This is a genomic window from Pseudomonas sp. PAGU 2196 (genome assembly GCF_022179005.1).
GTDB classification, from domain to species: domain Bacteria; phylum Pseudomonadota; class Gammaproteobacteria; order Pseudomonadales; family Pseudomonadaceae; genus Aquipseudomonas; species Aquipseudomonas kermanshahensis.
Genome location: NZ_BNTL01000019.1, coordinates 57961 through 71284 on the forward strand (window position 1 = coordinate 57961; position 13324 = coordinate 71284).

13 protein-coding genes are annotated in these 13324 nt (G+C 61.2%); 4 read left to right on the forward strand and 9 right to left on the reverse strand.

Annotated elements, in window-relative coordinates; genetic code table 11:
• Nucleotides 1-11 precede the first annotated feature (11 nt).
• Entirely contained in the window at nt 12-278 is a 267-nt protein-coding gene (locus MFF34_RS17545) for a hypothetical protein (RefSeq protein WP_238215555.1), read from the forward strand.
• A gap of 65 nt (nt 279-343) precedes the next feature.
• Nucleotides 344-1279 carry a hypothetical protein gene (locus tag MFF34_RS17550; protein WP_238215557.1) on the forward strand — a complete coding sequence of 312 codons (936 nt, stop codon included), beginning with the start codon at nt 344-346 and terminating at the stop codon, nt 1277-1279.
• Between the two features lie 195 nt (nt 1280-1474).
• On the opposite strand, the gene MFF34_RS17555 is transcribed toward MFF34_RS17550, so the two are convergent.
• Genes MFF34_RS17555 through MFF34_RS17590 form a run of 8 tightly spaced genes read right to left on the reverse strand, consistent with a single transcriptional unit; the run spans nt 1475 to nt 8737 of the window.
• The gene (locus tag MFF34_RS17555) at nt 1475-1693 is read right to left on the reverse strand and encodes a hypothetical protein (RefSeq protein ID WP_238215558.1); all 219 of its coding nucleotides are present in this window, start codon (nt 1691-1693) and stop codon (nt 1475-1477) included.
• A gap of 2 nt (nt 1694-1695) precedes the next feature.
• Nucleotides 1696-2616, reverse strand: coding sequence for a hypothetical protein (locus MFF34_RS17560; RefSeq protein WP_238215560.1), 921 nt, complete (start codon nt 2614-2616; stop codon nt 1696-1698).
• Nucleotides 2613-3191 (reverse strand): PAS domain-containing protein, encoded by a 579-nt coding sequence (locus MFF34_RS17565; protein WP_238215562.1) that lies wholly within the window; start codon nt 3189-3191, stop codon nt 2613-2615. Before MFF34_RS17565 ends, MFF34_RS17560 begins: the two co-directional genes overlap by 4 nt.
• Nucleotide 3192: 1 nt before the next feature.
• The gene (locus tag MFF34_RS17570; RefSeq protein ID WP_238215564.1) at nt 3193-3723 is read right to left on the reverse strand and encodes a hypothetical protein; all 531 of its coding nucleotides are present in this window, start codon (nt 3721-3723) and stop codon (nt 3193-3195) included.
• Nucleotides 3720-7013: a hypothetical protein gene (locus MFF34_RS17575; RefSeq protein WP_238215566.1), complete on the reverse strand. Its 3294-nt coding sequence runs from the start codon at nt 7011-7013 to the stop codon at nt 3720-3722. Before MFF34_RS17575 ends, MFF34_RS17570 begins: the two co-directional genes overlap by 4 nt.
• A gap of 2 nt (nt 7014-7015) precedes the next feature.
• Nucleotides 7016-7960 carry a hypothetical protein gene (locus MFF34_RS17580; protein ID WP_238215568.1) on the reverse strand — a complete coding sequence of 315 codons (945 nt, stop codon included), beginning with the start codon at nt 7958-7960 and terminating at the stop codon, nt 7016-7018.
• A 29-nt stretch (nt 7961-7989) separates the two neighbouring features.
• Nucleotides 7990-8256: a hypothetical protein gene (locus tag MFF34_RS17585; protein WP_238215570.1), complete on the reverse strand. Its 267-nt coding sequence runs from the start codon at nt 8254-8256 to the stop codon at nt 7990-7992.
• A gap of 10 nt (nt 8257-8266) precedes the next feature.
• Entirely contained in the window at nt 8267-8737 is a 471-nt protein-coding gene (locus MFF34_RS17590) for a hypothetical protein (protein WP_238215572.1), read from the reverse strand.
• A 613-nt stretch (nt 8738-9350) separates the two neighbouring features.
• On the opposite strand from MFF34_RS17590, the gene MFF34_RS17595 reads away from it, so the two are divergent.
• Complete coding sequence (locus MFF34_RS17595) at nt 9351-9914, forward strand: recombinase family protein (protein ID WP_238215574.1); 564 nt, start codon at nt 9351-9353, stop codon at nt 9912-9914.
• A gap of 567 nt (nt 9915-10481) precedes the next feature.
• Here the strand turns inward: MFF34_RS17595 and MFF34_RS17600 are convergent.
• Nucleotides 10482-11843 (reverse strand): DEAD/DEAH box helicase, encoded by a 1362-nt coding sequence (locus MFF34_RS17600; protein ID WP_027593135.1) that lies wholly within the window; start codon nt 11841-11843, stop codon nt 10482-10484.
• A 104-nt stretch (nt 11844-11947) separates the two neighbouring features.
• On the opposite strand from MFF34_RS17600, the gene MFF34_RS17605 reads away from it, so the two are divergent.
• Complete coding sequence (locus tag MFF34_RS17605; protein WP_238215576.1) at nt 11948-13234, forward strand: mechanosensitive ion channel family protein; 1287 nt, start codon at nt 11948-11950, stop codon at nt 13232-13234.
• Nucleotides 13235-13324: the final 90 nt, after the last annotated feature.

Here is a 13324-nt window from a genome sequence, read left to right on the forward strand (position 1 = left end):
GGATGACGACCATGTTCGACCCAGACCTGGAACGAAAGAAAGCCCTGATCGAGCGCATGAACGACCCCGCAACCAGCGCAGAAGAGGCGCTTGAGCTTGCCAATGAACTGCTCGACCTCGAAGACCCGGCCCTTGTGCAGGAACTGGCGCGCCAGCACATCGCTGCTGCAGCGGCAGTGCTGAAGGAAATTGCGGAGAACGCAGATGACCCTGTGTTTCGCCAACAGGCAGCCGAAACCCTCAAGACCCTGCACGACTTCCGTCGCGACCATGGATAGCGGCCACCTGCCCCTCTCGCTATGATCGCTGGCTATTTGCCACGGATAGAGCGAAGGGGGTTGTAATGACGAGTTTGTGGAAACCGGTAGGTGGAGTTTTTACAGCCTCGTCGTCGTGGCTGCCTAGTTTTGGCTGGTCGGTTGACTACTGGGATTTATTTACGACCGTTGTGGGCGCTCTGGCGGGTGCATGGCTGGGTGCCTGGGCGGCCCAACGGATTGCAGGCAGGAATAAACTTCGTGATGAGTTACGGGGCGAACTGCGCAGTACTAACGCAGGCATCATGCTGTCCCACACGATTGCAAACGTCGCGTATGCATTTAAGAAGCAGCACATTAAGCCATTGAAAGATTCTTATGATAAGGACTGCATGGCATTCGAGTTGTACAAACAAGAAAGGGCAGCAGGTCGTGGGAAAGAAGCGTTCGAGATGGCACCCAACCTCGACCGGCTCGACGAAATCAGGCCACAGATCGCCGCCCTTCAAGACATCGTGATGGGGAAAATCACGACCACTGGCCGCGCCATTGCCTCTTTCACGGCGCTTGCTGACGCCGTCGAGAATCTGAACACCGCGCTCCGGGGGCGAAACGGACTTATTGATAAGATCAAGGAAGAGAAGCTGCCATTAGGTGCCCAGGTGGAGCATTTCTACTTCGGTATCCCTTATGCAAAGGGGAAAGCTAACCTTGAATATGGCTGCTATGTTGAAGCCCTTTCGCTTTACACGAATGACGCAATATTTTTTAGCATGAAGCTAACTGATGATCTGCGCGAACACGGCCTGCATGTAGTGAAGAAGTACAAAAAGGATTTTCGCGATGAAGCTCCAGGGGTAAGTAGCTTCGACTGGAGCAAGGCAGAGCGGGAAGGCTTACTCCCTAAAGATGAAGATTACGAAAGCTGGCTTTCGGGGTTTCAGGCGCCACCTAAAACGGAGAGCCTCAGCCGGTGGGAGCGCTGGAAGCGCTTCGCGTTTCGTACTGGCCCGGCGAATTAAGGGCATCCCTGCCACTGCTGCGCATCAGTCAGTAACCTTCCTGTGTGGTGCCGGGCGTTGCGACTCCGGCACACCGCTGCTGCCTTTGCCGCGCCCAGGCTTCTGCGGCTCGGACCTGGGGAACATGGTGTCTCCGGTCGGAACCGGGCGTCTGGTGGTGCCATCGCGTTTATCAATCATCTTGCTCACCTTAAGTTAAAGCACCGGTTGGGTGCCTTTCAGTTCAGCCTGCAGCATCTCCGCGATCTGGTCGGGGGTAAGCTGGGGCGAGAAGGCCATCGCTTGCACGCCGGCCCGGAAACCACGGCACAGAGCGCGAGCCCGCAACTTCTGATCGCGTGTGCCAGTGCGTTCCGCTACGCACTGCAGCGCAAACAGCACCTTGTCGATACGAAAAAGCCTGTCCTCGTACATGATCAAACCCCCGGCCCACTGTGTGCCGACCGCTTCATGCCGTCGACCAGGGCAGCGAACTCAGCGTCACTCATCGCGTTGACCTTGGCTGCAGTGAGCCGGCCGCCGCCTTCGTCGTAGGCACCAGACGGCAGGCTCGACAAGCTAGTCGGTGCGGCTGGGCGGGCCTGGCCAGGCACACGATGGCCAGGCTTGAACCCGAGCGCCTGTGCGCGCTCATATAAAGCTTGAGCAGGATTTCTACCCTGCGCCAGACACTGCTGCGCGTGAGTCATAAGCCCGTGGAGCTGTACTTGCTGAAGCTCCTGCTCAGTCGCCTGTGGATACGACTGGCGCAGGGCCTGGAGCACTTGCCCATTCACCGCGTCGAACGCCTGCCGGTAGTTGTCCTCGCCCACCTCGGCCATGAATGACTGCTCAGCTTGGGTGCCTGCCTGGATGACCTGCTGCACATGTGCGCGCTGCACCGCCACCTGCTGCTGGCCCTGCACGTCGGCAAGACGTTGTTCGAACTGACGCTCCTTCTGCTTGATGTAGCCTTCGGGATCCTCGGCGAAGTCGATGGGCTGTTCCTGCTGTTGCTGCGCCATTTGCTGTTGTTGCAACAGCATCTGTTCGAACTGTTGTTGCTGGGCCAGTTGCTGCGCACGAGCCTGGGCCAGGTCGGCTTCGATTGCCTGGCGCCGCCTGCGCTCTTCCTGCAGGGCGCCCAGCGGCACACTTCTGGGGCCGCGGTGCTGTTGCTGGTCGTCGTCGGTGTCGTCTTCCTTCACCACATGTGCGTCACGCAGCTCGGCGTAGGCGTCGTATTCTTCGACGGCAGCCGCCAGCTCGTTCGGCAGCGGGGTGTCGTCGTCGATTTCGTTCGGCACGCCTGCACCGCCAGTCAACTCGGCGCCCAGCTCTTCAAGGTATTCGCTCATTTTCGTGCTCCTTTGCGCGCAGTGGGTGCGTGCCGACCGGCATAGATCGGCGCAGCGCTGGGGTCGGCCTTCACAGTGTTGGCGTTCGGCACAGTGGGCTTGGCCTGTACCAGGCCGTAGCGCTCGGTTAGGTGGTCGATGCCGGCCTGGGTCGCGGCGTCGCGTTTCTGACCCTCAAGCGCTTCGTTCAGCTGCTGGATCAGTCGCGCCGTCTCTGCTCGGTGCTTGACCTCGGCACGGTAGGTGCTCAGTTCTTCATCGGTCAGCGGGCGGCGGCATACTTGTTCGGGGCTCCAGCCAAAGACGCGCCCTTGCCGGACCTTCTGACGCTCGGCGCGCTGGATGCGCAGGCACTGAACCAGCAGTTCGCCTTCGGCTTCGGTTATAGACGTGCACAGAATCGCGCGCGGTGCGGCGATACCGAGCACCGTGGTGATGTCCACCAGCGGGTCGTCGAGTATCACCATGAACGCATCGTTAGCGGTGCGTTCGATCCGGGCGCGGGCAGTGTCAACCTGGTTGAAGGTCGCGTCGTTGCGCAACTGCTCTAGGTGTTCGCGGGAATAAAAGGCCATGTCATCGTGCTCCTACCGCGTCAGCGAAGATGCGCAGCTGTTCGTCGCGGGCAGCGGACAGTGCGGCATTGAGGCTATCGAATCGGGTGTCGTCGCTCAGGCCAGGCCACGCCTTGTTGGTTATCAGGCGCTCGGCTTGCACCCGGAAGCGGGCGTTGGCGTTGTCGTCCAGTTCGGCCATCTGGTCGGCGGCCAGGCCAATCTGCCCGATGCTCGCCAGGTGCACACCCAGGCTGATTGGCACCCAGTTCAAATGGTCGAGCCATTCCTGTACCTGGTCGACCTTCGCGGTCAGTGGCTGCTTGGCAACAGTGATGCGGTCACGCAGTTGCTGGAGCTCATCCTTGCGGGCAGCGATCAGCGCCTTATGATCGGCGCCCTTGATCTGGTTGAGCGCGGTGTGTGCGGTACGCAGTGCAGCCTCTGCAACTAGAAGTTCAGCGGCGATGCTGTCGCGCTGATGCACAAGTGCGTCGACCCGGTGCTGGGCGTCAGCCACTGCGCGTTTGGCGTCTTGAATGGCGGTGTTCATCGGCGAGCCTCGCTCTGTTGGATGCTGGATTTCAGGCGGTCGAGCGGGCCACGTTTACCGTTGACCACGTAGGGAATCAGCGCGACCTTCACGGCGTTGCGCGCCTTGGTGACAACCTTGTCCAGGGCCTGCCGGCGCTGTTCGTCATCCAGGGCTTGCCATGCCTTGCTGCGCATCAGCGCAGCGGCGTCGCGGTGGATCAATTGGCCGGTGATCTGGTCGCGTTCGTGCACCTGCTCGGCCGTCAGCACATGCTTCTGCTTGCCGGAGATGAAAGAGTCCTGCTGCTTGCCAGGCGCCCAGCCAAGGCGACTTGCTTCCTTGCGCACCAGGTCATCACTCGGCTTGGAGATTGGGAACGGACCTGCCCGCCCGATCTGGCGATCAGCTTCCATGACCGGTTCGCCATAGACGTCGAGCTTTTGGGGCAGGCTTTCGCGCAGGCCCGGCAACCGGTACTTGAGCTGGTCGACGAAGCTGGCGCGGTCGGTTTCGCGCTGGTAGGGGTCCATGTACCGACCGACATGACTCAGGATCGTGGCAGGCTGCGCCAGGGTGGCGGCAGTACGGTTGACCCAGGCGTCACCATAGCGGTCTGGATCGCTCATGGCCTGCATCACACCGCTCAGGCCCTGGAGCCAGGTTTTCGAAGTGAAGTTGCGGCCAATCGCTTTCATGATGGTGGCGAAGCCAAGGGCCTGATCTTCGACACCGCTGGCGATGTCGGCGCTGATGCCCACCAGGGTGGCGAGTGGCTCAATCCGGCTGTAGTCGTACCACTCATCATTGACGCGGATTGTGTACGGCCTGTTGCCCGCCGCGAGCCAAGCCTTGCGTTTTTCTTCGTCCGAGGGGCCACCCCCGTTCAGCCATCCGCCCATTTGCCCGATGGCACCGAACGACATCAGCAGCGAGCCGATGCCCATGCGCGCCAGGGCCTCTTCCTGCACATGGCCACCTGCGCGCAAATCCTGGCGCACCTGCTTGAAGATCGGCGCGGCGGGGCTGTGCTTGGCCGCGTAGGTGATCAGGTTGGCCGGTGTCTTGAGGAACGGCACAACCAGGTTGCCAGTGCCATACGGCAGAGAGTGGCGCAGGTTGTTCACGGCTTGGGTGATCTTGCCGGCCTGGTTGTTGAAGGTGTGGAACAGGGCCGCGTCTTCGCCGGCTTCGATCAGTTCCTTGGGCGGGTCGGCGAGGATTTCTCGCGCACGCTTGTTAACGGCCAGCGGGCCTTGGCCTTTCACTTCGCTGGCGGCCATGCGGTAAGCGCCCGAGTAGCGAGCCATCCCGTCGTTCAAGTACTTGAAGAACTGGTCTTCCGACTGGAGCAGGCGCAGTGGCACACCCCACACCTTTTGGCCTGGGTAATCAGTGCGGTAGACCTCGGCCTTGTTCTCACCGCCGAACGCATCTTCGCCGGTGCGCCACGAATCGACCGCGCCGCGGGCACCGTTGACGGCGCCTTCGAGCATGCCGCCCAGTTGGTAGACGGATTCTCCCAAGCGGGTTTCGCCGTTCAGTCCTATAAGGCGCTTGGCTGCACCGATGCCACCGGCAACTGCGCGGGTTGGAACCTGCATCAGGCTGGTGGCCAGGTTGCTGATGATGTTCACCGCATGGGTGTCCGGGCTGGACAGCAGCAGCGACTTATACGCGGTCCAGAAACCATCGCTTCCAGCCTGGCGGGCCAGCTTGTTGGCGGCCTCAACACCACCCACGCGGGCAGCATTGGTCAGGGCATCAGCAATGGCCTTGGCGCCTTGGGCACCGCCCACGCCATCGAGCAAGTGAGACGCCTGTTTCATCGTCGTCACGTCGGCACGCATGATAGATAAGGCGCGGCCGATTTCAGCTCGGCTGGCCATGACAGCCTTCTGCGTGGTGCGCAGGTCGTTGAGGCTTTGCAGGAAGTTGGCCTGCTCGATCTCGCTGGCGTTGCCGCTACTGATCTTGGCGCCAAGGTCCAGAGTCTTGGTTGTTTGATCCTTGAGCAGACGTGTTGCCGCGATCTGTTCTTCGGCATTGAATGCCGCGCCTGCGCGGTGCTTGCGCAGCTTGTCGATAGTGGTCCCGGTAAGGGCGGCGAGTCGGCCAGTTTCTTCCCAGCTGATCGTGCCACGGCGGGCTGCGTCGATATCCGGGGCATCATCTGCCAGCAGGGCCAGGCTGCTGTCCATCTGGCTCTGGTCCATGCCCATCGACTCAAACAACGGACGCACATTGCTGGAGCCTGCGAACGGCGTTTTCGGGGCAATTGGCGCAGGTGCTGGGGTTTCCACCGGCATGGCCTGCTGCGCTTCGGGCTGGGCTGCTGGCAGCTGTGCTGCGGGGTCTTGAAGGGCGGCTGGGTCGGTGCGGTTGATGGCGTCCTGCTGGAGGCTGGTCATGCGGTCGACCACCGATGCACGAGCTTCTGGATTGCGCCCCATAGCGCCTGCCAGCACAGAGCCAGTCAGCGCATCCACCGCTAGGTTGGACGGGTCGAAAGGTTGCTGCATACCTTCTGGCATCGCCAGGTTGCGCAGGTGCCGGGTGACTTCCCCCGTAGCAGCGCCAACGGGCGCGCCAGTCGCGACACGCATTGCCAGGTTGCCAGGCAGCGCAGCGGGCAGCAGGCCCATGCCGATGTTCGCGGCACCAGCAGCGGCCGCACCTCCGAGCGCCTGCGGGAGCGATCCCGTCTGCGCCTCGATGTCGTGGCCGGTGTTGATCGCATCGGTTGCCGCTGGCACGGCCATGGTGCGAGCCGCCTGGGCTACTTCGCCGGCAACTCGCGGCAGGGTCGTCGCGGCGGCTTCAGCCATGGCCGGGGCGCGGGACAAGCCGCCAGTCGCCAGCATCGCCAACAGGTTGCCACCGAGGCCACCGACCCCGTGCATGACCTTGTCCGCCATGGAGGCATCAGCCGCAGGTGCAAGCGAGTCAGCGCGCTGCTGCAGCGGGTTCAGCACATGTTGGCTCAAGGCGTTTTGCGCCATGTTTGGCGCGTCGTCGGTGACCAATCCGTGCGCCGCGTCGAATGCTTGCGCGGCAGGGATGCCAAGGACGCGAGCAGCGGCAAGACCCATGTAGTCCACCGACCGCGCGGCGCCACGGTACAGCTCGCCGGGATTGAATCGGCTCATGTAGCCAGCGATGCCACCCAGTTCGGGGGCAGCATTCGGCACAGCGGCTGGGGCTTCATCCGGTAAGTCGTCGAAGTTCAGGCCTGCCGACAATGGCTTGGCCTGAACCTTCGGCACAGGGGTTGCCGCTTCATCCGGCAAGTCGTCGAAGGACATGGCCATGGTCAGATACCCGCCGCCTGGATCTGCTCAGCGGTGTAGCCCGCCTGCATCAGCCGGCTTACCACTGCCTGCCGGGACTTGCCCGATGCGATGGCAGCATTGGCTGCCTTGAGGTTGTCGTCAGCGCTGCCGGCAGGTTTGGTCTTCGCCCGCGCCAAGGAGCCGGCAGCGGACATCGGCATGACACCGACCGGGCCGGATTGCGGCGCGTAGCTCTGCAAATTGCCGTTACCAGGCAAGGCATCCAGACCGCTTTGCTCCGGCGCCGGGGCCAGTTCATCCGCGACGGCATCCACGGCCTTGTTGGTCTTGGCGCGACCGGGTGCGTACTTGCTGTACGGACTGCCCCAAGGCTCGAACTCGCCGGTTTGTGGGTTCAGGCGGTGATCCTGAATCATGCCGTTTGGCAGGTGCTCGGGGATCAACGTTGGCAGTGCACGCTGGCGTGGACCGCTCGACTGGGCGCCGCTATCACCGGCACCGATACGGGCCTGGCGCTGGTCGAACTGGGAGGCTTGCTGCTGCAGCTGGGCGGCACGGTGTTGCTGCAGGTTGTCGGCTTGCTGGGCACGGATCACTTGCTGCGGATCCAGCCCGTGCTGGGCCATCAGCCGCGCCATCGGCCCCAAGGTGGCGAGGAATTCCGGGTCACTGAACGCATCCTGCTGGCGTTGCTGCTGGTCGATGCGGGCCTGGGCCTGTTGCTGACGCATCTGATGGTCAGCCTGCTGTGTAGCAACCATTTGTTGGCGATATTCGTTCAGCGCTTGTGCACGCTGCAGCTCGCTCATGCCGGCCAGCGCCTGACCGAACCGGGCAGCACCACCAGGATTTCCAGCTTGAGGGCCGGAGGCGGCCAACAGGCTCATGCCGAGCTGACCCATCGGCGTGCCGGTGAGATTGCCAACGCCTTGGTTGAGTTGGGCCATCAGGTCTGCAAATGCCATTTCGGATGCTCCCCCGGCAGCCGCCGGTATCAGTGTGCGGTCACGCCTGCGGCTTTCTCAGCCATGGCGGCGGCAATCAAAAGTTCTTCATCGGTCATGAGGTAGCCGGCCATCCCCACACGCGGCCCGTAGTAGCGGCACCGAGGGTCAACGGGCGCAGGCGGCAGGTATTGGCACTGCGAACCGAGCAGGCTGTAAGCTCCACCAAGCGGTGCCACCGTACCCAGGTCGTCGGCGCTGACTTGCGCCATGGCACGACTCATCGGGCCAGGGAAGTTCAGAAGGTTCGATTTCATGGCGGTGGCCTCAGGCTGGAGTCGGTTTGTGATTGCGGGCGCGAGAGCGAGCACGGGCAGCGGCACGGCGTTCGGCGTCCAGATGGCGCTCATGGATCAGCGCAGCGGTGATGGCAGGACGCTCATGTTCAGGTGCATCTTCGGGGTGATCTACACCGTCGCGGTTGGGCACGAAGTAGAGGGAGCCCGCGATGTGCCGGTAACCTGGGAACGGGTTCCCCATGGCGGCCTCCGCTGGACGTGGGTCGAGCAATGCGGCTCGCAGGCGCAATTCCAAGTCGGTCCAGCCAGCGGTGCGCTTCTGGATCAGCTCGGCAAGCTGCGCGGTGGTCCACACCCTGGGCGGGCGGCCACTCTTGCCGGTGCGCACAGTGGTGGCAGGCAGCAGTTCGGGATGCTTGGCGAAAGTAGAAACGTCGAGGCCTGCGAGTTTGGCTAGCTCTCGGACGGTGCACAGCGCGGCGGTCGTGGATTGGCTCACTTATCGCTCCCCCCGAGTGATTTCGTGATGCCTTCACGTTATGCGGTTATGAGGGACTCGGAAGTACCGCCTGTCGGGTATTTGGCGCGTTTTTTGCCATGGTGTGAATCCGCATTCATAGATAACTGTTTTTATTGAATATTTAAGTTTTATATAGACTCACGGTTACACGGTTTCTAAAGGGGTGGCACAGTTTTCGGATTGCCGTTTGTCGGAATATATTTTTCGGATTTTTGAAAAACGAGCTCGGGATCACAGAAGCCTATTTACGTACAGAGCGACGCTCGGGGACGATACCCCACCCACCCACGGTCAAGTATTTCAGCCCCCTGTCACTCTTTTCCTGGCAAGTCGACCACCGCCTCGCCCTGCATGTGTCTCTCTCGCTGCGCCTGACCCACCTATTTGCAACGATCATCATTCGGTGATGATCACCCACAGGCTCCAGCTTGCCCCCTTATTTGCTGGGCTCTGACTGGTGCCAACAATCGAGCGCTAAACGCTACCACTGATCGGCCTGCATGTCGGTGCCAACAAATAGGCATTGACCGTTTGTTGGTGCTAGCCTAGCCTGGCACTACGTTTGTTGGCACTAGCTAGAGAGGTGATCACCATGAGGACGTTTGCGTATTGCAGGGTATCCACCAGTGACCAGACCGCGGAGAACCAAGTGCAGGAACTCACGGCCGCAGGCTTCGCTGTGGAGCTCAAGCGCATAGTCACTGAAACAGTATCGGGCAGCACAGTGGCTGCTCAGCGACCGCAGTTCGCGAAGCTGCTGGAGCGCATGGAAGAAGGCGACATCCTGTTGGTCACCAAGCTCGACCGCCTTGGACGGAACGCCATAGACGTGCAGTCAACGGTCAAGGAGCTGGCGAAGCGTGGGATCAAGGTGGTTTGCCTGGCACTAGGTGGTGTCGACCTGAACAGCCCAGCCGGCAAGATGACAATGGGTGTTCTTACGGCTGTTGCCGAGTTCGAGCGCGACCTGATCATTGAACGCACCCAGGCGGGCCTGCAGCGCGTGAAGAACGAAGGCAAGAAGCTGGGGCGACCGGTGGCTACCAGCACAGTGGAAAAGGTCCAAGCATTCAAGGAGGGGCGGTCACAGAGCGAAGTTGCCAAGCTGTCCGGGCTGAGCCTGACGACCGTGAAGCGCTACTGGAATGCTGGGTGATCGGGAGCTGGGCGCCAGGGATGGCACAGAGCCAGCACAATAATCAGTAATTGAAAAAATTACTGATTACGCTGAAAGGTGCGCTATAGAGCGGCTCCAAGCCCCCGTAATCAGTAATCAGTAATTTTTTCACTTAACAGTCAAAGCACCCCATACGGTCACAGCGTATGTATGTATATTTACTGATTTACTGATTTACTGATTATGAACGTTGTGCAACCGCTCTAGCACGGCACCCCTGTGCTAATCAGTAATTTCCAGCCTGTGCTAACTTACTGATTGCCGATTACGATCTGGGCCATGCCACTACCCCGCCCTTCCCTGCCCCTGAATACCGTGACCGAAACTGTATAGAGCTGCGACCAGCACTAGCCCGCCCACTTGTGCCGAAGCCCTTAACACGGGGCTTTCCAGTAACTACCAGCTGTGCAGCCGGCATTTGCCGGACAAGTGCCAGCTGATCGATACGCGAATCAAGGAATTGAAGACAGCGGAGAAAAAAGCGGAGTGACGCAGAGGCGGTAAAGGCCCTATCGCCGGCAAGGCGGCGATAGGGCTGCAGACGGCTTACTCAGCCGCTGGCGTGCGCTTTTTCAGCGGCGCCATGCCGTCGGAGCTGGCCAGTGGCGCATTGGCCTTTGGCTTAGCGGTCGGCTTGCGCTTGGCCCCAGCTTTCTTGTCACCCGACTTCTTCTCGACCTTTTTCTTTTTGGTACCGGCAGCCTTGCCCGAAGCCTTGACCTTTTTAGGCCCGTTGTAGGTGCCTTTGACTTCCTTGATCACCCGGCGCTCGAACTGCTGCTTGAGGTAGCGTTCGACACTCGACATCAAGTTCCAGTCGTTGTGGGTGATCAACGAGATCGCCAGGCCTTCGCCCCCCGCTCGGCCGGTACGGCCAATACGGTGCACGTACTCGTCACCGCTGCGTGGCATGTCGAAGTTGATCACCAGGTCCAGGCCGTCGATGTCCAGGCCACGGGCGGCGACGTCGGTTGCCACCAGCACGTTGGAGCTGCCCTGCTTGAAGCGTTCAATGGCCAGCTTGCGGTCTTTCTGGTCCTTCTCACCGTGCAGGACGAAGGCCTTCACGTCCTTGGCCACCAGGTGACCATAGATGCGATCGGCCAGGGCACGGGTGTTGGTGAAGATGATCGCCTTCTGGTAGGTCTCGTTTTCCAGCAACCACTGGACGATCTTCTCTTTGTGCTGGTCGTGGTCAGCCATGATGATCTGCTGACGGGTGCCTTCGGCCAGCTGCGAGACGCTGTTGAGCATCAGGTGCTCAGGGTCTTTCAACACCTTGCCGATGATGTCGCGCAGGGCCGCGCCGCCTGTGGTGGCGGAGAACAGCAGGGTCTGCTCACGGTTCTCACACTCCTTGCACAGGCGCTCCATGTCTTCGGCAAAGCCCATGTCGAGCATGCGGTCGGCTTCATCGAGGATCATGACCTTGACGTGGGACAGGTCCAGGTTGCCGGCGTTGAGTTGCTCGAGCAGGCGGCCCGGGGTGCCGATCAGCACGTCCGGCACCTTGCGCAGCATGGCGGCCTGTTCCTTGAAGTCCTCACCGCCGGTAACCAGGCCGGCCTTGATGTAGGTGAACTGGGAGAACAGTTGCACCTGCTTGAGGGTCTGTTGTGCCAGCTCACGGGTGGGCAGCAGGATCAGCGCACGGATTTCCACGCGCGGGCCGCTCAGGTCGACCAGGCGATTGAGCATTGGCAGGACGAATGCCGCGGTCTTGCCGCTGCCGGTCTGCGCGGTCACACGCAGGTCACGCCCTTGCAGGGCCAGGGGGATGGCCGCTGCCTGCACCGGGGTCGGCTCGACAAATTTAAGCTCGGCCACGGCTTTAAGCAGGCGTTCGTGCAGGGCGAATTGGGAAAACACGGAGGTAACCTCAGGCAAGTGCGGGAAATTCAGTTGCATAGGGTAACGTTTTCTGCCGCCATAGCCGAATTTCTTTTGGCAACTTTATCGGCATCCGCGCTCTAATGGCGCTTCGTTTGGCAATACAGACTGTTCAAAACCCCATGGATATCCAACGAATCTGGCGTGACTCCCTCGACCTCTGGGGCACCCTCGATCAACATCCCATGCTCCACGCCGCCATCGGCCTGGCCGTCCTGCTGCTGATTTCTTTAGTCGTCGGCCGCCTTTCGCGCTTCCTGATGCTGCACGGCACCCGCCTGCTGGCGCGCCAACAGGCGCTGAAATGGCTGGATGACCTGCGCCACAACAAAGTGCTGCACCGGCTGGCCCAGACCACACCGTCGCTGGTGCTGCAGTTTGGCCTGAAGCTGGTGCCAGAGCTGTCCGACACGGCGCAGCACTTCCTCGGCAACGTTGCCCTGGCCTTTACCCTGCTGTTCATGACCATGGCCCTGTCGTGCCTGCTGGATGCCTTGCTCGACATCTACGCGCGCACCGAGCATGCCCGCACCCGCTCGATCAAGGGCTATGTGCAACTGGCCAAGATGATGCTGTGGATCTTCGCCTCCATCGTCATCGTCGCCACGCTTATCGACCGCTCGCCGTTGCTGCTGCTGTCGGGCCTGGGTGCCATGTCGGCGGTGCTGCTGTTGGTCTACAAGGACACCCTGCTGTCGTTCGTGGCCAGCGTGCAATTGACCAGTAACGACATGCTGCATGTGGGTGACTGGATCGAAATGCCCCAGGTCGGTGCCGATGGCGATGTAGTGGACATCACCTTGCACACGGTGAAGGTGCAGAACTTCGACAAGACCATCGTCTCGATCCCGACCTGGCGCTTGATGAGCGAATCGTTCCGCAACTACCGCGGCATGCAGCAGTCAGGCGGCCGGCGCATCAAGCGCAGCCTGTTCATCGACGCGGCGGGTGTGCGTTTTCTGACCCGCGAAGAGGAACAGCGCCTGACCCAGGTGCGCCTGCTGGGCGACTACCTGGCTGGCAAGCGCCAGGAACTGCAAACCTGGAACGAAGCGCTGGGGCCGGTGGCCGAGCTGTCCGCCAACCGCCGCAAGCTGACCAATATCGGCACCTTCCGCGCGTTTGCTCTGGCTTACCTGAAGAACCACCCCAATGTGCATCAAGGCATGACCTGCATGGTCCGGCAGATGCAGACCACCGCCGAAGGGGTGCCGCTGGAGATCTACTGCTTCACCACCACCACGGTGTGGGCGGAGTACGAGCGGATTCAGGGGGATATCTTCGATTATCTGCTGGCGGTGTTGCCGGAGTTTGGCTTGAGCTTGTATCAGCAGCCGAGTGGCAATGACATGCGGGTGGGGTTGAGCGGGCGAGTGTCGCACCGGTTGGAAGAGATGAGCGAGGCTTGAGATCGCCGGGGCTGCTTTGCAGCCCATTCGCAGCACAAGGCTGCTCCTACAGGAGGTACGCGTTCCCTGTGAGCAGCCTTGTGCTGCGAA